The sequence below is a fragment of the Pseudomonas sp. GW823-FHT02C05 genome (assembly GCF_058797595.1).
Map to the genome: position 1 here is coordinate 219,850 of NZ_JBXAJU010000003.1, position 17,273 is coordinate 237,122.

The 17,273-nt window shown below is 62.9% G+C and carries 17 protein-coding genes; 5 read left to right on the forward strand and 12 right to left on the reverse strand.

Annotation, left to right across the window (positions count from 1 at the left end):
- Positions 1 to 77: 77 nt before the first annotated feature.
- Both AC1RGE_RS17320 and AC1RGE_RS17325 read right to left on the reverse strand, forming a co-directional pair.
- Positions 78 to 959, reverse strand: coding sequence for a queuosine precursor transporter (locus tag AC1RGE_RS17320; RefSeq protein ID WP_015636913.1), 882 nt, complete (start codon positions 957 to 959; stop codon positions 78 to 80).
- Positions 946 to 1,548 (reverse strand): helix-turn-helix transcriptional regulator, encoded by a 603-nt coding sequence (locus AC1RGE_RS17325; RefSeq protein WP_011063279.1) that lies wholly within the window; start codon positions 1,546 to 1,548, stop codon positions 946 to 948. The genes AC1RGE_RS17320 and AC1RGE_RS17325 overlap by 14 nt, the downstream gene beginning before the upstream one ends.
- 527 nt (positions 1,549 to 2,075) lie before the next feature.
- Here AC1RGE_RS17325 and glyA point away from each other — a divergent pair.
- Positions 2,076 to 3,431, forward strand: coding sequence for a serine hydroxymethyltransferase (gene glyA, locus AC1RGE_RS17330; protein WP_103289319.1), 1,356 nt, complete (start codon positions 2,076 to 2,078; stop codon positions 3,429 to 3,431).
- Between the two features lie 101 nt (positions 3,432 to 3,532).
- Here the strand turns inward: glyA and AC1RGE_RS17335 are convergent, their stop codons facing one another.
- The 9 genes from AC1RGE_RS17335 to AC1RGE_RS17375 all read right to left on the reverse strand — a co-directional run bounded on the left by AC1RGE_RS17335 (position 3,533) and on the right by AC1RGE_RS17375 (position 12,150).
- Complete coding sequence (locus AC1RGE_RS17335) at positions 3,533 to 4,234, reverse strand: hypothetical protein (protein ID WP_011063277.1); 702 nt, start codon at positions 4,232 to 4,234, stop codon at positions 3,533 to 3,535.
- Positions 4,235 to 4,423: 189 nt separating this feature from the next.
- Positions 4,424 to 4,921, reverse strand: coding sequence for a hypothetical protein (locus AC1RGE_RS17340; protein ID WP_492584701.1), 498 nt, complete (start codon positions 4,919 to 4,921; stop codon positions 4,424 to 4,426).
- Between the two features lie 127 nt (positions 4,922 to 5,048).
- Positions 5,049 to 5,975, reverse strand: coding sequence for a CobW family GTP-binding protein (locus AC1RGE_RS17345; RefSeq protein WP_492584703.1), 927 nt, complete (start codon positions 5,973 to 5,975; stop codon positions 5,049 to 5,051).
- Positions 5,975 to 7,720, reverse strand: coding sequence for an amidohydrolase (locus AC1RGE_RS17350; protein WP_053159991.1), 1,746 nt, complete (start codon positions 7,718 to 7,720; stop codon positions 5,975 to 5,977). The genes AC1RGE_RS17345 and AC1RGE_RS17350 overlap by 1 nt, the downstream gene beginning before the upstream one ends.
- A gap of 108 nt (positions 7,721 to 7,828) precedes the next feature.
- Positions 7,829 to 9,010 carry a pyridoxal phosphate-dependent aminotransferase gene (locus AC1RGE_RS17355; protein ID WP_492584704.1) on the reverse strand — a complete coding sequence of 394 codons (1,182 nt, stop codon included), beginning with the start codon at positions 9,008 to 9,010 and terminating at the stop codon, positions 7,829 to 7,831.
- Positions 9,011 to 9,053: 43 nt separating this feature from the next.
- On the reverse strand, positions 9,054 to 9,758 hold the full coding sequence (locus AC1RGE_RS17360) for an ABC transporter permease (protein WP_492584706.1): 705 nt from the start codon (positions 9,756 to 9,758) through the stop codon (positions 9,054 to 9,056).
- A 9-nt stretch (positions 9,759 to 9,767) separates the two neighbouring features.
- Positions 9,768 to 10,481 carry an ABC transporter permease gene (locus AC1RGE_RS17365; RefSeq protein ID WP_015636909.1) on the reverse strand — a complete coding sequence of 238 codons (714 nt, stop codon included), beginning with the start codon at positions 10,479 to 10,481 and terminating at the stop codon, positions 9,768 to 9,770.
- 51 nt (positions 10,482 to 10,532) lie between these two features.
- Positions 10,533 to 11,306: a transporter substrate-binding domain-containing protein gene (locus AC1RGE_RS17370; protein WP_011063271.1), complete on the reverse strand. Its 774-nt coding sequence runs from the start codon at positions 11,304 to 11,306 to the stop codon at positions 10,533 to 10,535.
- Between the two features lie 49 nt (positions 11,307 to 11,355).
- On the reverse strand, positions 11,356 to 12,150 hold the full coding sequence (locus AC1RGE_RS17375) for an ABC transporter ATP-binding protein (protein WP_492584708.1): 795 nt from the start codon (positions 12,148 to 12,150) through the stop codon (positions 11,356 to 11,358).
- Between the two features lie 225 nt (positions 12,151 to 12,375).
- On the opposite strand from AC1RGE_RS17375, the gene AC1RGE_RS17380 reads away from it, so the two are divergent.
- From AC1RGE_RS17380 to AC1RGE_RS17395, 4 genes are all read left to right on the forward strand, one after another.
- Positions 12,376 to 13,296, forward strand: a complete 921-nt coding sequence (locus AC1RGE_RS17380) for a LysR substrate-binding domain-containing protein (protein WP_015636908.1) — start codon at positions 12,376 to 12,378, stop codon at positions 13,294 to 13,296.
- Positions 13,297 to 13,419: 123 nt separating this feature from the next.
- A complete protein-coding gene (locus AC1RGE_RS17385) occupies positions 13,420 to 15,027 on the forward strand; it encodes a 5-guanidino-2-oxopentanoate decarboxylase (protein WP_019094242.1) in 1,608 nt (535 codons plus the stop codon).
- Between the two features lie 96 nt (positions 15,028 to 15,123).
- Positions 15,124 to 15,600, forward strand: coding sequence for an HIT family protein (locus AC1RGE_RS17390; RefSeq protein WP_011063267.1), 477 nt, complete (start codon positions 15,124 to 15,126; stop codon positions 15,598 to 15,600).
- 1 nt (position 15,601) lies between these two features.
- A complete protein-coding gene (locus AC1RGE_RS17395; RefSeq protein ID WP_258611141.1) occupies positions 15,602 to 16,399 on the forward strand; it encodes a GNAT family N-acetyltransferase in 798 nt (265 codons plus the stop codon).
- Positions 16,400 to 16,407: 8 nt separating this feature from the next.
- On the opposite strand, the gene AC1RGE_RS17400 is transcribed toward AC1RGE_RS17395, so the two are convergent.
- Complete coding sequence (locus AC1RGE_RS17400; RefSeq protein WP_492584710.1) at positions 16,408 to 17,256, reverse strand: DUF4087 domain-containing protein; 849 nt, start codon at positions 17,254 to 17,256, stop codon at positions 16,408 to 16,410.
- Between the last annotated feature and the right edge of the window lie 17 nt (positions 17,257 to 17,273).

Sequence of the window (17,273 nt, forward strand, 5' to 3'; positions counted from 1 at the left end):
TGCCCTTGGAGCCCAACACTGAACCTGCCTGGCAGATAGGTGTTGAGCTCCGGCGTCGCTCTACAAACAGCGATCGATCATTTTGCCTGGCTATCCGTTATGTATCTCTTGAACAGTGATCGTGCGCCATAGGCGGGCAATATATTGAAGAATGCAAAACAGACCTTGATTGCGATCTGAACATAAATCATGTTCAGGATGTCGTTGTTTTGCATGGATCCATAGAATGCGATGTAGCAAAACACGAAGCTGTCGATGATGACCGCAAACAAGGTGCTGAGGAATATCCGCAGAAATAGGAATCTGGAATTTGTGAGTTCCTTTATCTTGCACAGCAAATATGAGTTTATGTTTTCAGAAACAAGGAAGGAAACGGAAGACGCTACGAGTACAGACGACACCTGGATAATAACGTCGTTATAAGGTGTATCGAGTTTCCAGCCTGGCAGTCCGGGGAGAAAAGTGGACGCGTAGAGCAGGATGATGATCATGGCGTTGCTTGCAAATGCAAACAGAATGGCTCTTCTGGCGAGCCTGAGTCCGAAGTTCTCGTTCAGCAGGTCAACGATCAGGAATGTCAGAGGGTACAGAAAGGTGCCGGGGGTAATAATGATGTCGAGGGATTCAAGGTAGATCGGCTTTGTTGCAGCGATGCTGGTGAAAATATAAAAGGTAAAGAGCAGCAGGTTGAGGATGATGTAGATCATCCATGAGTTTTCATTGCGGTCGTTCAAGTCGTATGCAGTAAGTGTTCCTCCTTGTGAGTAGAACTTTTTATACAGGTTTTTAACTTCCATTTTGTTTAAGTTATCCATTATTTCGCTGTTCACTACTTCGCTCAGCTTTATTTTTATGACCTTGCCGGTGTCGATGATCATGATCACGGCCAGGTTTTTATTGTTCTCAAATCCCAGAAGCTTGTACTTGCTGTTCTCGATATCACCTTCATAGGCAGTCATTGAAGCGTTCCTCAATGATATCGCCGACAACGGATATACGATCCGGGTCGAAGACGACCTCGTTCATGATCAGCAGTTTCCTGGTCTGTTTGTCGTAAGCCAGTTTTTCCTTTTCATCGGTGATCGTCCCCTTTTGCACGATCAGCAGGCCGCCGACCTCATACATGCCCTTGATATCGTTTTCCAGGCGCACGGCTATCAAGTTGCAGGATGTACCGAAGTAGTAGGTCAATGGGAAACAAGTGGCGAGTTCGCCAATACGTTTATCCATGTTGGCCATCAACTGGCTTTCCTTGAGGATCGGAACAGCAGCCGGGTTCATGTTCCCTTGCGGGGAAATGCTGCTTTCGATGATCTCTTTCTCTTCAAAGTCGACGGTTTCTATTTCCTCATAGGAAATACCGAAGAAGTCGGAGATTTTTCGAATGGTGGACTGCTGGACGTTGCTGACCTTGCCTTCCAGGATGTTGTATATGGTTGTTCTGGTCAGGCCACTGGCGTTGCATAAAGACAGTTGTGTCTCTCCGCGACTTTTAATCAGGTATTTGATATTGCTTTTTAAATACTCTGTTCTTTCTCTTCTGTGCATCAAATGCCTCACCATTTCCTTATAGTCGTAATGCATCGAATTTTTTAGCGTTCACATCGCGCATGACATCGATTGCCTGGTGCCAATAGCGGGATCTCTGTGGCAGAAGCCTGTCAGTTGCTTTTGTGTTGTCTGGTAATTCGCTAGTGCTCCTTTAGCCAGCCTGTATCCGTCCTAGGATACTTCGCTACGGGGTCTGTGGGCGATCAAGTCGCTGAGAGGGGCCGGTTTGCACAGGGCCGCAACGGACAAGTGTTGCATGCGTCAGCCATGACAATAAAGCCCCAGGGGTTGGGCATTATCACTCTCGCCCTGAGGCTTGCACCGGCAAGGCTGCGCCGATGTCCTTCCACTTCAAAAAAGAAGCATTTAACTTTGGGGATGTTTAATTTTTTGATTAATTCTGTTACGCCTTATACAGTCTTGACCCAGGGCCCGGATCAGCCCGATTCAAACCAACGAACGTAAAACCCAGGAAGCACGCCCTCGTTCGTGGCGCGCAGCACTCAAGGAAGGGGCACAGATTTATGGCAGCCGATACCGAACCACTGAGGAACCAGGCCGACTTGCTGCGATGTGGCTTGGCGGACCTGCGAACAGAAGACGCCGAACTGGCCAGGATCCTGGACGCTGAAGTAAGCCGGCAACAACGCACGCTTTCCCTGGTTTCATCCTCCTGTGCAGCCACCCCGAGAAGCCTTGCCGCCTCGGCCTCGGCGTTGGTCAACGTGACGGCGCAGGGGGTTGCGGGCAAACGCCATCACGCCGGGTGCGAAAACGTCGATCTGGTGGAATCCCTGGCGATCCGCAGGGCACGGGAGCTGTTTGCCGCGCAATACGCCGCGGTGCAATCGCACTCGGCCTCGAACGCCAACTACCAGGTGTTGTCCGCGCTGCTTGAGCCGGGGGACACCCTGCTCGGGATGGCCCTGGATCATGGCGGCGACCTGACCCACGGCAGCTCCCTCGCTTTTACCGGTGCCCACTACAAGGCGATCCGCTACGGCACCACGGCCCAGGGCACCATCGACTACCAGGAGGTACGTCAGCTGGCGATGGCCCATCGCCCGCGCATCATCATCTGTGGGGCAACGGCTTATTCGCGGGTCGTGGACTTCCAGCGTTTTCGCGACATTGCCGATGACGCCGGGGCCATCGTCCTTGCCGACATCTCCCATATCGCCGGCCTGGTTGCCACGGGGCGTCATCCGAGCCCGATCGATGTGGCGCACGTCACCACCACTTGCACCCACAAACAGCTCGCCGGGCCACGCGGCGGCCTGATTCTTTCCGGGCGGGACGCGGACACCAAGGTGCCCGGCCTGAGGTCGAGCTTTCGTCGGGTGCTCGACCAGGCAGTTTTCCCCGGGATGCAGGGGGCGCCTGCAGTCAACATGATCGCCGCCAAGGCGGCCGCGCTGGGCTATGCCATGTCTGCACAGTTCGATGCCTACATGGGGCGGATTCGCGCCACGGCGGATGAAATGGCCTGCGCGTTCATGGCGCGGGACTACGAGGTAATGGGCGGCGGGACGGAAAACCACACGATCCTGTTGCGTTTGCCTAAGGGCATCAGCGGCTCCCTCGCCGAATCGGCATTGGAAAAGTGCGGAATCATCGTCAGCAAAAAACGCGCACCGGGGGAGACTCGATCGTCATTTGCCGCCAATGGCTTGTGTATCGGCACGGGCTCCATCGCACAGCGCTATGTGGACCCCCAGGGCTGCCGGCAGATCGTCGACCTGGTGTGCCGGATACTGGATCAGCTGCAGCCGCGAGGCGAGCAGCCATACGTTCTGGAGCCTGCGCAGCAGGAGTGCTTCCGGCTGGAGACCGAGGCGTTGTGTGCGATGTACCCCATCCTTGAGTACGGGGATCGCTGAAGAAAAAAAAGCCCCGTCTTCACGCTGGAATACGGGGCTTTTCAGGTCTGCAGAAGGCTGTGCTGGCGCTTCGCGAGCAAGCTCGCTCCTGCCGCGGCGGGTTACAGCTGTTGTTGCGCGCTGTAGCCTTCGAACGCGGTCTGCTGCTGGATCGCGGTAACGATGTTCTTGCGGGTGGCCTGCTGTTCGTTGCCATCCTTGTCGAGGAACATCTCGCTTTCCAGTTCCGCCTCGTCGCCTTCGCCGACAAAGCTGAAGCCGAGGAATTCGAAGGCTTCACGGTCGACGTTGGCCTTGGAGCGCGGGCGCATCGGCAGGGTGACGCTGACGCCGTCCTTGCTGATGGCGAACACTTCCATTTCCTTCTTCGGACGCGCCTTGCTCTTGCCGCCGCTGGGGTTGCTGATGGCCTGGTGGGTCTGGTTCAGCACCTTCAGGGCCAGGCCGTAGACCAGTTCCTGGAAGTCCGGATCGTCCTTGTAGCTGGAGAGAATCCGGCTGATGGGGAATTTCTTGCTCAGGTCTTCCAGGGCGGCCAGGTCGGCGGCCTCGGCGTCTTTGAGCTGCTTGAGCTGGCCCATGAGTTCATAGGCGGTGTCGTCGTCAAAGCGGTCGTGGGCCTGGCGAATCGCTGCGCGCAGTTCGCGAATCTGGTCACTTTCTTTCGAGGTGTGGAAGGCGTCGAGCACCATCTCGCTGATGGTCTTGGCCTGGGACACGTGTTGTGAAAGATGAATGGCGTTTTCGTATTCGGCCTTGTTGGACAGGGCGACTACGGATTCTTCGGTGTTGGAATCAGGCATTGAACATCCACTACTTGGTTTAACAGGTTTGAGGCGCGAAAGGCCCAGGGGGATTTTCGGGGGCGCCTAATCTATTGGACCCGGGCCCTATTGTCACGGACCAAGCGACCCGAGCAGCAGGAGCGTCCCTACAGACCGGTTTGCGCGGTGAAGATTCCCCGGTGCTCGAAGTGCTTGGCCGCGCGGCTTTCAAGCGTTGAGCCGCAGTTGCAGGAAGTTGCGGTACAGCTTGAATGCCCGTCCGCAGAACAGACCAACGGTAAAGCCTGCGGCGGCGCCACTGATACCGAGCATCTGCACGCTGCTGGCATGTTCGGGGTGCACGGCGGTTTGATAGCCGATCCAGTATTTCACGGCGAAGAACAGCAGCGAGATGCCGAGGATCTTCAGGGTGCCGGGAACCAGAATGGCCTCGGCGCCGGACTCCAGCAGCACTCCGGTGCTGGAGAACAGCAACATGGCCAGCAGGCTGCCGAGTATTGCGCCGCTGGCCCAGGCACCCAGCGCCAGCAATGGATGATCGCCAAGGTTCACCGACCACAATGACCACACCAGCAGGATCGCCGGTGTCAGGAGCAGCGAACGGCGGCTCTCGCGAGTGGTGGCGAGGGCGCGCAGGCCGTAGTAGCAGATCAGGGCGAAGACCGCATACACCCACATCGGGGTGCCTTGAAGGATATCGAGCATCTGTAGCGTCCTTGCTTCAGCGGAAAATGAGCGATCCATACTGCGCTTTGTATCCGCCGACGTGAAGCCTCCTCCCTCTGCGCATCTCACGGCTATCGCCTACGGCTGAAAACGTGGCGCGTGAAGCTCAGCGCACCTGCGTATCGCTGACCCCAGCCTCCAGTTCCTGGCGCAGATCGCTGCCCCGGCGGGCGATGAATACCAACTGCGCGGCATGCTCGGTGGGCTGATCGGCGGCCAGGGTGAACTGGCTGCGGTTGCCCACATGCTGCAACCAATAAGGTTGTTCATTGCCTTCAAGGCGCACCAGGCCCTTGAGGCGCAGCAGGTCGGCGGGCAGGCGCGCCAGCCAGTCCCGCAGCGCCTTGGGCTGCAGCGGTCGCGAGCTTTTCCACACCCAGCTTTCGAACAACTGGTCGTGGGCCTGGGGCAGGGCCTTGAACAGCACTTCGGTGGAGCGCACCGGCGGCGCCAGCAGCAGCTCGGGGGGCAGCTCGGCCTGCACCGTGTCGAACACCGGGGCGCGATTGCCGAGGCTGGCGCGGATGCTCTGCAATTGCTCGGCGCTCACCAGATCGGCCTTGTTCAGCAGCACCCAGTCGGCGCAGGCCACCTGGGCTCGGGACAGGCGGGCCATTTCCCCTTCCAGGTCCTGGTAGCCGCTGGCGTCCACCAGAGTGATCACCGCGTCCAGGTGCAGGCGGTTGCGCAGTTGCGGGTAGCCGATGGTCTGCACGATGCGCTGCGGGTCGGAGACGCCGCTGCACTCGATGACAATTCGCTCCAGGGCCGGGCGCAGTTTGGACAGGCTCACTAGTTGCGCCAGCAGGTCCTCCTGCACGGTGCAGCAGATGCAGCCGTTCTGCAGGCTGTACACCGCGTCGGTGACCTCGGCGATGATCGCCGCATCGATGTTCAGCTCGCCGAAATCGTTGACGATCACCGCCAGCCGGCCGCTGTCGGCGCGTTGCACCATGCGGTTGAGCAGGGTGGTCTTGCCGGCGCCGAGAAAGCCTGCAACCACGGTTACCGGGATGCTCGGGGTGCTGTTCATTATTCCTTGCCCTCGATCACCGGTGGCAGGCCTTCCCACACCGCTTGCAGCGGGGTGTCGCTGAAGGTGCCCTGGCGGTCGTAGACCAGTTGCCCCTCGACGAAGGTCAGTTGCACCTGGGTGTGGTGGATGTAGTTGCGTGCGCCCTGGGCGAACAGGTCGCGGTCGAGAACGATCAGGTCCGCCGACTTGCCGGCCTCCAGGCTGCCGGTCAGGTGTTCCAGGCCCATGGCATGGGCGCCGTTGAGGGTCGCCACTTGTAGCGCCTGTTCCAGGCTGATGGGGTCACCGAAGGTGTCGGGTTCCTGGTTCCACGGGTTCTGCCGGGTGACCATGGTTTCCAGGGCCAGCCATGGATCGATGGACGCCACCGGCCAGTCGGTGCCGAACACCGCGATGCCACCGGCTGCCAGCACGCCCTTGAAGTCATAGATGCGCTTGAGGCGTTCCTGGCCGTAGCCGGAGCGTGCGCCGCTGGCGAACGGAGTCGGGTACCAGGCTGCCGGAGAGAACTCGGCGATCACGTCCAGGGCCTGGAAACGCTTGAGGTTGCCCGGGTGCAGCAGGGTGCTGTGGGCGCATTGGTGACGGATGCCGCTGTTGCCGTTGCGCCGCCGGGCCTCGGCCACGGCATCGAGGAATACGTCGGAGGCGCCGTCGCCGGTGCAGTGGGCGATCACCCGCAGGCCGCGCTTGTCCATGTCCACCACCATGTCGGTGATGTGTTCCGGGGTCAGGTTGAGCTTGCCGCGCCAGCTCGACTCTTCCGGCCAGGGGGTCAGCAGGTAGGAAGACTTGGGCTCCACGGTGCCATCGAAGTGGAACTTCACCGCGTTGGCACTCAGGCGCGCGCTGCGATAGAAATGCCGCTCGCCACTGAGCAGTTCCCAGCGCCGGCGCACCGGGAAGATGTCGTCCTGCCAGCTGATGGCGGCTTCCACCCGCAGGGTCAGCTCGCCGGCATCGTCCAGTTCCTTGAGGGCCTGCAGGCGGTTTTCGCAGACGTGCACGTACTTGGTGGCGGTGACCCCGCGAGAGGTCTGGAAGTGCACGCCATCGCGATAGGCACGGCGCAGCACCGACACCGGAGTCGGCGGCATGGCGGCATGGATCAGGGCGTAGGCACCGTCGATCAACAAGCCGTTGGGTTCGCCGGTCAGCTCGTCGCGCTCCAGGTAGCCGTTGCGCGGGTCGCTGGTGTGGCGGTCGATGCCGGCCAGTTCCAGGGCCTTGGAGTTGACCATCATGGTCCCCCACATGCGGTCCAGCAGGGCCACCGGGCGGTCCGGCATGACGCTGTCGAGCCATTCGCGGCCCGGGGTCAGCCCGGCCTCGCGGAAGGTGTAGCGCACCCAGTACTGGCCGTAGATCCAGCCGTCGCCGGGATGGCTGTCGGCATAGGCGTGGATCGCTGCTGCCAGTTGCTCCGGGGTCGGGTCTTCGATGCCCACGTCCAGGTCGTCGGCGTAGCGCGGGGCCAGGGCCAGGTCCGGGTGGGTGTGCATGTCATGCAGGCCGGGCATGCAGAAGGCCCCGTCCAGATCGTGCTGGCGGGTATTGGGCCCGATCAGCGAGGCCAGGGAAGCGAGGCTGCCCACCGCGATCAGCTTGCCCTGGCGGATGGCCACGGCGTCGGCCCAGGGCTGGGCCGGATCGAGGGTGTACATCCGGCCGTTGTGCAGCACCAGTTCAGCGTATTGATCGACGGCGCTATGGGTGGAGTTGAATTGGTCGGAAGCGGTCACGGGGTCAACCTCTCAAGCAGGGGGCCCTTCAAAGGTGGGCAAAAAAGTATGGCGCAGCAGTGTTCTTGTCAGAGGTACGAGGGCCGCGGGGCGGCCCGGGTAATGGGTTCAGCGGGTGGCGCCCAGGGTTTCGACAAAGCCGGCAATGCGCTGGCAGGCGTCCTTGAGCACCTCGTCGGCGACGGTGAAGGAGATCCGCACGAAGCCCTCGGCACTGGCGCCGAAAGCCTGGGCGTCGAGCACCGAGACCCCGGTGGCGCGGAACAGCTGCCAGGCGAAATCCATGCTCGACAGGCCGGTGCGGCGCACGTCCACCAGCATGAACATCCCGGCTTCCGGCTCGCGGCAGTCCAGCAGTTGCACCTGCTTGAGGCCCGCTACCACCAGGTCGCGGCGCCGGCGATAGACCTCGCGGGCGCTGCCGATCACTTCTTCATCGAGCTCCAGGGCCTTGAGCGCGGCTTCCTGGATAAACCCCGGCAGGCCGTAGAGCATGCACAGCAAAAGGTTGTCCAGATGCCCGACCAGGGCCGGCGGGGCGATCACCCAGCCCACGCGCCAACCGGTCATGGCATGGGTTTTCGACAGGCTGTTGAGGATTACCGTGCGCTCGGCCATGCCCGGCAGCGAAGCGATGCTCAGGTGTTCGCGGTCGTAGGTCAGTTGCCCGTAGACCTCGTCGGAGATCACCCACAGGTCATGCTTGCGCGCCACCTCGGCCACGGCTTCCAGCTCTTCACGGCTGTAGACGTTGCCGGTGGGGTTGCACGGGGTGGCCAGGGCAATGCCGCGAGTCTTGTCGGTAAGCGCCGCTTCCAGGGCCGCGGCGGTCAGGCGAAAGCCATTGGCCGCCGGCTGCTGGACGCAGGCGATCTGCGCCCCCGAGGCGTGGATGCAGGCCTCGTAGGTCAGGTACATGGGTTCTGGTACCAGCACTTCGTCGCCGCTACTGAACAGGCACAGCGATGTGGCGAACAAGCCGTTCTGCGCACCCGCCACCAGCGCCACGTTGTCGGCGCTGACCTCGATGCCCAGCAGGCGGCGCTGCTTGGCGGCGATGGCCTCACGCAGGGCCGGGCGGCCGAGGACGTGGGTGTAGTGGGTGTCGCCTTGCTCCAGGGCGGCACTGGCGGCGGCGCTGATGCGCTCGTCGGTGGCGAAGTCCGGGTCACCGACGCTGAGCACGATCACGTCTTCGCCGCGCCCACGGGCCTCGATGGCCGCGTAGTGGATGTCCCAGGCGCTGACGGATTCGCCGCTGATGCGCTGTACGAAAGGTGAGTAACGCATGTTGTTCTCCTCACGGGCCTGGTGGCCCGCGCTATCAATGGGTTCAGGCCTGACGCTGGGGCGCCCGGTTTCGTTCGGGGCTGCCCAGGCGTGCGCACAGATGTTCGATGACAAAGGCCAGGACGATGTAGATCAGTGCCACGGCCAGCAGCGGCTCGTAGACTTTCAGGGTCTGGGCCCGTACCAGGTTGGCCGCGCCCAGCAGGTCGGTGACCGCCACGGTGGACGCCAGTGCAGTGGCCTTGAGCAGCAGCACGCATTCCCCCACCAGGGTCGGGCGCACCAGTTCCAGGGCCCGGGGCAGCCACACCCGGCGCAGGGTCAGCCAGTGGCCCATGCCATAGGCGCGGGCGGCTTCCAGCTCGCCTCGGGGCACGGCCCGCAGGCCGCCACGCAGCACTTCGCCGACGTAGGCGCCGACACTCAGGGTCAGGGCCAACGCCACATACCAGAAACCTTCGCGCAGATAGGGCCAGAGAAAGCTGCCGCGGATCGGCGGGTAGGCGGCGAACAGGCTGCCGACCCCGTAATAGAGGATGTAGATCTGCACCAGCAGCGGCGTGCCGCGAAACACACTGATGTAGAACTGCATCGGCGCACGAACCAGAGGGTTGCGCGACACCCGGCCCAGGCCCACTACGACGGCCAGGGCAAAGCCGCAGATTCCGCTCAGCAGCAGGAGCTTGAGGGTGATGCCCAGGCCGCGCAGCAGCTCGCTGGAAAAACCGTTGATCCAGGAAAAGTCCATCCGAGTCTCCTAGTGCTGGGGCAGCCAGCGGTTGGTGCGTCGTTCGAGCACGCGGAACACGCTGCCGGACACCAGGGTGATGACAAAGTAGAAGGCTGCGACCGCCAGGTAGAACACCAGGTAATGCTTGGTGGAACCGGCTGCCTGCTTGCCCACCGAGAGCAGCTCGCTGTAGCCGACGATGCTGATCAGTGCGCTGTCCTTGACCAGCACCAGCCACAGGTTCGATAGCCCGGCCATGGCATAGGGCAGCATGCTCGGCAGCAGGATGCGCCGCACCAGCAGCCAGCGTTCGATGCCGTAAGCGCGGGCCGCTTCGATCTGACCGTAGGGAATGGCCTGGATCGCGCCCCGAATGATCTCTGCCGAATAGGCGCCCTGGACGATGCCCAACACCAGCACCGCGGCGATGAAACCGTTGACCGTGACGCTCGGCCGATCCATGGCGGCCATGGCCATGTTCAGCAGGTCGGTGCCGGCGTAGTAGAGCAGCAGAATCAGCAGCAGCTCGGGCATGGCGCGGTACAGGGTGGTGTAGGCGTTGGCCAGCTTTACCAGCCAGCGCGGGCCCTTGAGCTTGATCATCGCCACCAGCAGGCCGATGCCCAGGCCGAGCACAAAGGCCCCGGCGGAAATCTGCAGGGACACCAGCGCGCCCTGGGCCAGGGCGCCGAGCCAGCCGTCGGCGACGAACAGTTGGGAAAGGTCGGACAGAGAAATCATGACGTATCCAGTCAACGCCGGCGGCCCGCGCAAACGGGCCGGCCGGACGGCTTAGTTGGCAGAAATGTCGACGCTGAAGTAGCGGCTGCGGATCTTGTCGTAGGTGCCATCGGCCTTGAGCGAGGCCAGGGCGGTGTTGATCCGCTGCTGCAGGGCGCTGTCACCCTTGCGCAGGCCGACCCCGATGCCGGAACCGAACAGCGGGTCCTTGGGCGCCAGGCCCTTGTCCGCCAGGCCGGCACCGGCCGCGGTCTTGAGGATCGGCTCGATGGTCAGGGCGTCGGCCAGCATCACGTCGATGCGCCCACTCTGCAGGTCGGCGATCATGTCGTCCTGGGTGGTGTAGTAGCGCAGGGTCGAGGTCTTGCCGTAGTAGGTCTTGGCGAAGGTCGCGTTGGAGGTCGAACCCTGCACGCCGATCAGCTTGCCCTTGAGGCCTTCGGGGGTGGTGACCAGCTCCAGGCTCTGGTCGGCGACCCACATGGCCGGGGTCTGGTAGTAGGGCGCAGAGAAGTCGATGACCTTTTCCCGTTCGTCGGTGATGCTCAGGGAATTGAGGATGGCGTCGATCTGGCTCGATTGCAGGGCCGGGATCAGGCCGTCCCAGGCCACTTCCTTGAGTGGGCACTGGGCCTGCATGCGGTCGCACAGAGCCTTGATCAGCTCCGGTTCGAAGCCGCTCCAGTCGCCGTTGCCGCTTTTCATCGAGAACGGCGGGTAGGGTTCCAGGGCGATGCCGAAGACGATCTTGTCGGCGGCCACGGCGTGGCTGGCCAGTGCACTGAACAGGCAACCGGTGGCGAGCACCTTGAGCAGGTTTTTCATGGCTTTACCCTTTATCGAAGTTGTTGTTTTCAAGGATTGAAGCGAAACGTCAGACGCGGTTTTCCTGAGCCATGACGAATTGCCGGCAGCGCTCGCTGACCGGGTTGAGGAACACTTGCTGGGGTGGCCCTTCTTCTTCCACCAGCCCCTGGTGAAGGAACATCACCTTGCTCGACACGTCCCGGGCAAAGGCCATTTCGTGGGTCACCAGGATCATGGTACGGCCTTCCTCGGCGATGCCCTGGATGACCTTGAGCACTTCGCCCACCAGTTCCGGGTCCAGGGCCGAGGTCGGTTCGTCCATCAACAGCACCTGGGGGCGCATGGCCAGGGCCCGGGCGATGGCCACCCGCTGCTGCTGGCCGCCGGAGAGAAAGGAAGGGAAAGCGTCGCGCTTGTTGGCCAGGCCGACCTTTTCCAGCAGGTGCTCGGCATGGGCGATGGCGTCCTTGCGGTCTTCACCGAGGACATACACCGGCGCTTCGATGACGTTTTCCAGGACGGTGCGGTGGGGCCACAGGTTGAAGCTCTGGAACACCATGCTCAACTGGGTGCGCAGGCGCGCCACCTGGGCCGGGTCGGCGACCTGCGGGTTGCCGGCACGGTCGGTCCTGATGCGCACTTCTTCGCCATTGATGCGCAGGCTGCCGCTGCAGGGAATCTCCAGCAGGTTGATGCAGCGCAGCAGGGTGCTTTTGCCCGAGCCGCTGGAGCCGATCAACGACACCACTTCGCTTTCATTGGCGCGCAGGGCGATGCCCTTGAGCACGTGGTGATCGGCGTAGCTCTTGTGCAGATCATCGATCGCCACCACGGGATTGACGGAGTTGGGCTGCGATTGCAAGGGTCGACCCTCTTGTTATTGTGCGATGGCCGGGCAGTACCCGGCACAGGGTAGGGCTTGAGAATTAGCCATCGACGGCGGCGGGTCAATCGAGCATTTTTAGTGGGACACGGTAATTTTTTTCAGTAATGGGCTTTTTTTTCGGCGACGAGCAAGGCTATTGCCGGACGCCGATTGCAGCTATGGTGCTGCCACTCGTTTTTTTGTAGTCGAGGCATGATCGGTATGCGTTATCCCTCCATGACCGCGTTGCGCGCTCTGGACGCGGTGGCCCGCCTGGGCAGTGTCGCCGAGGCCGCCAATGAGCTGAACCTGACGCCCAGCGCCATCAGCCACCAGATCAAGAGCCTGGAGCAGACCCTGGGTTTTGCCCTGACCGAGCGCCAGGGCCGCAGCATTCGCATCACCTACCAGGGGGAGCGCTATGCCCGAGACATCCACCTGCTGCTGGCCAATATCCTCGAGGCCGGCCAGCGCTCCGATGGCCAGCAGGTCAGCGGCCGGCTGTGCATCAGCAGCCCGCCGGGGTTCGCCACCTATTGGCTGTGCACCCATATCGCCGAATTCCAGGCGCTGTATCCCCAGGTTGAACTGCAGTTGGTGTCGCCCCGCACGCCGGGGGACACCAGCGACAGCAGCGTCGATCTGTTCGTGGCCTATGGCATGGGCGACTGGCCCAACCAGCACGTGCAGAAGATCGTCTCCCTGCGCTATTTCCCGGTGTGCAGCCCGAGCCTGGTGAATGCCATGGGTGGCCTGAAAACCCTTGATGGCCTGGATCACGCCTTGCTCCTGCACATGATCGACTACTCCGACTGGCGGGTCTGGCTGGCGGCCGCCGGGGCGCCGAATGTCGACGTGCGCCGGGGCATCGTGTTTGCCGACGCGCACTTCGTGCAGTCGGCCTGCATCGCTGGCCAGGGCATTGCCATGGGCGACAACCTGATCAGCGGCGAAGCCCTGGCCCGGGGCCAACTGGTGCAGCCCTTCGGCACCGAGATCGAGTCCAATCGCGGCTACTACCTGGTGGCCGACCTGCTCAAGTCCGAGCGGCCGGTGGTGCTGGCGTTCAGCGAGTGGGTCAAGTCCCAGCTGCAGGGCATCACCCGCTTGCACCCGGAACCCCGGCGCAACGGCAAAGCGTGAATTTTATTGAGCAATCGCCGCGATTTTTTTCGATTGTTGCCCCTTGGGTGCAGCGACTAATGTCCCTCGACATCAGCCGGGCGCAGGGTGTCGCCCGCACATAAGAACAAGAGGAAGTAGTCGATGACCACCTGTGCGCAGTCCCTGGTTCGTTTGCTGGAAGGTTATGGCGTGGACACGGTATTCGGGATTCCCGGCGTGCACACCGTCGAGCTCTATCGCGGCCTGCACGGCAGCCGCTTGCGCCACGTCAGCCCACGGCATGAACAGGGGGCCGGATTCATGGCCGACGGCTACGCCCGGGCCAGCGGCAAGCCTGGGGTGTGCTTCATCATCACTGGCCCTGGCATGACCAATATCCTCACGGCCATGGGCCAGGCCTATGCCGATTCGGTGCCGATGCTGGTGATCTCTACCGTCAACCGTCGCGAGCACCTGCGCCTGGGCCACGGCCACCTGCACGAACTGCCGGACCAGCGAGCAATGGTGGCCGGAGTCTGCGCCTTCAGCCACACCCTGCAAGCGCCTTCGGAGTTGCCGGAACTGCTGGCGCGGGCCTTTGCCGTATTCAAGTGCGCACGGCCGCGGCCGGTGCACATCGAGATTCCCCTGGACGTGCTGGAGATGCCCGCCGATAACCTCAACCTGATGCCCCGCAGCCTGCCTGGTGCGCCGGCGCCGGCCGGGGCTTCGATCGAGGCGGCGCTGGCCTTGCTCAACAGTGCCCACCGCCCATTGATCCTGGCCGGTGGTGGTGCCCGGGGTTGCGCCGAGGTCTTGCGGCAATTGGCCGAGCGCCTGCAGGCGCCGGTGGCCCTGACCACCAACGCCCGCGGCCTGCTGCCTTGCGGCCACCCGCTGTTGCTCGATGGCGTGCAGTCCTCGGCCCATGGCCGGGCATTGATCGACGAAGCGGATGTGGTGCTCGCCGTGGGCACCGAGCTTGGGGAAACCGACTACGACTTCTTTGGCCTCGGGCCGCTGCGCTTCAAGGGTTCGCTGATTCGCCTGGACATCGACCCAATGCAGGTCATGGGCGTGCAGCGGGCCCATGTCGGCCTGGTGGGGGATGCCCTGGAAGGTTTGCAGGCACTGCTGGGCAAGGTGGCGCCTGCCAATTCCCGCGGGCGCTGGGCACTGGACAGCGTGCAACGGGTGAACCAGGCCGAGCGCGCCAGCTGGACGCCCAAGCAGCAAGGCTTGCAGGGCCTGCTGGACCTGCTGCGGGACAATCTGGATGCACCGATCCTGGTGGGCGACTCGACCCAGCCGGTGTACCAGGGCGCCTGTGGCTACCAGGCCCCGGCTCCGGCCAGCTGGTTCAACGCCGGCAGTGGTTACGGCACCCTGGGCTACGGCTTGCCGGCGGCCATGGGCGCCAAGCTGGCGCGCCCCGAGCGGCCAGTGGTGGCCCTGGTGGGGGACGGTGGCCTGCAGTTCGCCAGCGGCGAGCTGATCGCGGCCAAGGAAGCACAGATCGGCGTGATCCTGCTGGTGTGGAACAACCAGTGCTACGGCGAGATCCGCGACTACATGCAGGCGCGGGATATCGTGCCGCTGGGGGTGGACATCCTCACCCCGGACTTCCAGGCCATGGCCCGAAGCTTCCATGTGGCGCACCACCGCGCCGACTCCCCCGCGCAGCTGCAAGACCTGTTGCACACCCTCAAGGACACCCGGCAGCCGGTGATGATCGAGGTCGATGCCGGCGCCTACCTGGCGCTGGACTGAACCCAAGCCGGGCACAAGGAGCGCGCTTTACAGGATGCAGGTGGGTTACATTGGCGGCGCCCGACCGGGCGCGCCTTGCCACTTGAGGATTCAGGGATGAATTGCATTTTCTGCCAGATTGCCGCCGGCACCTTGCCTGCCGCACTGGTGTACCGCGATGAGCACTGCATGGCCTTCATGGACGTGCATCCGCTGGGTGAAGGGCACCTCCTGCTGATCCCCCAGCAGCACGTAGAGAAGCTCGAGCAATTGCCCGGTTTCATCCGCCAGCACCTGTACCAGGTCTTCGATGGCCTGCTGGCGGCGCAACGGCGTGCCGGCTACGGCGTCGAAGGCACCCACCTGCTGGTCAATGACGGCCGCGCCACCAACCAGCACATTCCCCATGCGCACCTGCACTTGATCCCGCGCAAACGCGGCGATGGCCTGGGGTTTGCCGGGCGCTTGCTGCTGCATTTCACTGGCTTGTTCGGCCGTCGGACCCAACTGGAGGTGTTGCAGCAGCAGGCCACGAGCATCGCCGAGCAGGTGCGGGTGCCCTGGGTCAGTGAAACCCCGGTGGGTAACCGCTGATATGCACCTGAGCCGCGCGCTGGCGCTTGAAAATGCCGAAACCCAATACCTGCGGGCCCGGGTCCAGGGTCTGGCGAGCCTGCCGGGCAACCCTTATCGGGCCTGCCTGTATGGTGAGCCGGGTTGTGGTGCCTTCGTCGTCGGCGGCAACCCCAGCCCGATGATGAACCGGGTACATGGCGACAGGGCGCAGGATGCCCGGCGCCTGGTCGATCTGCTGCAGAGCTGCGTGGCTTACGCCCCGGCGATCGCCTTGATCGCCGAGTCAGCCAAGGTTGTGCCCACCCTGGAGCTGCAAGGGCTGCCGTTGCAGCGCCTGAAGGGCTGGACTCATGGGCAGCTGTTCGCTCCTGTGGGCGAGATTGTGGCGCCGCCTTCAGTGCTGGATATCGAGCCGGTGACCGCCTCGACGCTGGAAGTGTTCTGCACGCTGCACCGCGAAGGCTTCAATACCCCTGCGGCCGCTCGGCCGGCCACCCAGGCGGCCTTTGGTGGCTTGCTCAACGATGGGCGCGGGCATTTGTACCTGTTGCGGGAGCAGGGCGTTGCGGTGGCCGGCGCGGCGCTGTTCATCGCCGACAACGGCGTGGCGTACCTGGGCACCGCCTTTACCACCCGGGCCGCGCGGGGCCTGGGTTATCACCGGGCCCTGATCGCCCATCGCTTGCAGCAGGCTGCTGCTTTGGGGGCCCGGAGCGTGGCAGCCACCGCCCTGGTGAACTCGCAAAGCCGGCGCAACCTGGAGCACTGCGGCTTGCGCTTGTCCCACCTGCAAACCCTGTATCGGGCCGTGCCCTAGCGGGGGCTCTATGGCGCCGGGTCGAAGCGGATCGACTGCAGGATGGCCCCCAGGGTGGCGAAATCCTGGAAGAACCCTACGCTGTCGGCCACCACCTGACGCTGGCCGCTATCGATCACCGCCGTCAGGCAGGTACCGCCAACGGCATGAAAGCCGGTTTCCTCATCGCTGATGCCGCAGGTCTGATAGGCCAGCAGGCCTTTCCAGCCGGGGCCTGAAATCTCTTGCACCGGGCTGGGTTCATCCCTTCCGGCGCTGCGCATCCACACGCCGCTTTCCTGATAGAAAAACAAACCTTCGGCGGCCTGTTCCAGGCTGCCCTGCTGCAGGCACAGGTACAGGGTGTACTCCTCCTGGAGGCGTTTTTTCGGGTGGTCCAGGGTGAGGCAGTTCTGCGCCTGGCCAAGCTTCCAACCTTTGGGGTATTGCAGGCTGAAGCCCTGACCCTTGAAGCGTGGTGAATCCATGGGCAATACCGGAACTCCGGCTTCCTCGCGCGAGGGTTCGTACAGGCTGGGATCGTTGCGACAGGCAGACAGCGGGCGGGCCTTGGCCTTGTGCAATTGGTCGAGGCGATGAGTCCGGGGATCCGCACTGGCGCTGACACAAGCGCAGCCGTAGCCGTAGTGGTTGTTGGTGCGCACCCATTGCTGGTCGTTGAAAGTGGGCCACTCGCCCTCGGCCTGATAGCCGCCCTGGCTGGCGATCTCCCAGACGCCATCGCGGTCGGTCAGGGTGGCGTTGGCTGGCGTCGGATTCTCGAACCAGCCGCACCGGCGTTCGACTTTGGCTGGCGCGGCACTGGCGGTTAAGGCAAGCAGTACCAGGAGTGTGCAGATCAGGGCACGCTGAAACATGAAGCATCCTTGTTCGA

Bases quoted from the DNA above. Each gene is read 5' to 3' on its own strand.
- AC1RGE_RS17320 (WP_015636913.1), bottom strand. From the start codon at position 959: ATGACTGCCTATGAAGGTGATATCGAGAACAGCAAGTACAAGCTTCTG.
- AC1RGE_RS17325 (WP_011063279.1), bottom strand. From the start codon at position 1,548: ATGCACAGAAGAGAAAGAACAGAGTATTTAAAAAGCAATATCAAATAC.
- glyA (WP_103289319.1), top strand. From the start codon at position 2,076: ATGGCAGCCGATACCGAACCACTGAGGAACCAGGCCGACTTGCTGCGA.
- AC1RGE_RS17335 (WP_011063277.1), bottom strand. From the start codon at position 4,234: ATGCCTGATTCCAACACCGAAGAATCCGTAGTCGCCCTGTCCAACAAG.
- AC1RGE_RS17340 (WP_492584701.1), bottom strand. From the start codon at position 4,921: ATGCTCGATATCCTTCAAGGCACCCCGATGTGGGTGTATGCGGTCTTC.
- AC1RGE_RS17345 (WP_492584703.1), bottom strand. From the start codon at position 5,975: ATGAACAGCACCCCGAGCATCCCGGTAACCGTGGTTGCAGGCTTTCTC.
- AC1RGE_RS17355 (WP_492584704.1), bottom strand. From the start codon at position 9,010: ATGCGTTACTCACCTTTCGTACAGCGCATCAGCGGCGAATCCGTCAGC.
- AC1RGE_RS17360 (WP_492584706.1), bottom strand. From the start codon at position 9,758: ATGGACTTTTCCTGGATCAACGGTTTTTCCAGCGAGCTGCTGCGCGGC.
- AC1RGE_RS17365 (WP_015636909.1), bottom strand. From the start codon at position 10,481: ATGATTTCTCTGTCCGACCTTTCCCAACTGTTCGTCGCCGACGGCTGG.
- AC1RGE_RS17370 (WP_011063271.1), bottom strand. From the start codon at position 11,306: ATGAAAAACCTGCTCAAGGTGCTCGCCACCGGTTGCCTGTTCAGTGCA.
- AC1RGE_RS17380 (WP_015636908.1), top strand. From the start codon at position 12,376: ATGCGTTATCCCTCCATGACCGCGTTGCGCGCTCTGGACGCGGTGGCC.
- AC1RGE_RS17385 (WP_019094242.1), top strand. From the start codon at position 13,420: ATGACCACCTGTGCGCAGTCCCTGGTTCGTTTGCTGGAAGGTTATGGC.
- AC1RGE_RS17390 (WP_011063267.1), top strand. From the start codon at position 15,124: ATGAATTGCATTTTCTGCCAGATTGCCGCCGGCACCTTGCCTGCCGCA.
- AC1RGE_RS17395 (WP_258611141.1), top strand. From the start codon at position 15,602: ATGCACCTGAGCCGCGCGCTGGCGCTTGAAAATGCCGAAACCCAATAC.
- AC1RGE_RS17400 (WP_492584710.1), bottom strand. From the start codon at position 17,256: ATGTTTCAGCGTGCCCTGATCTGCACACTCCTGGTACTGCTTGCCTTA.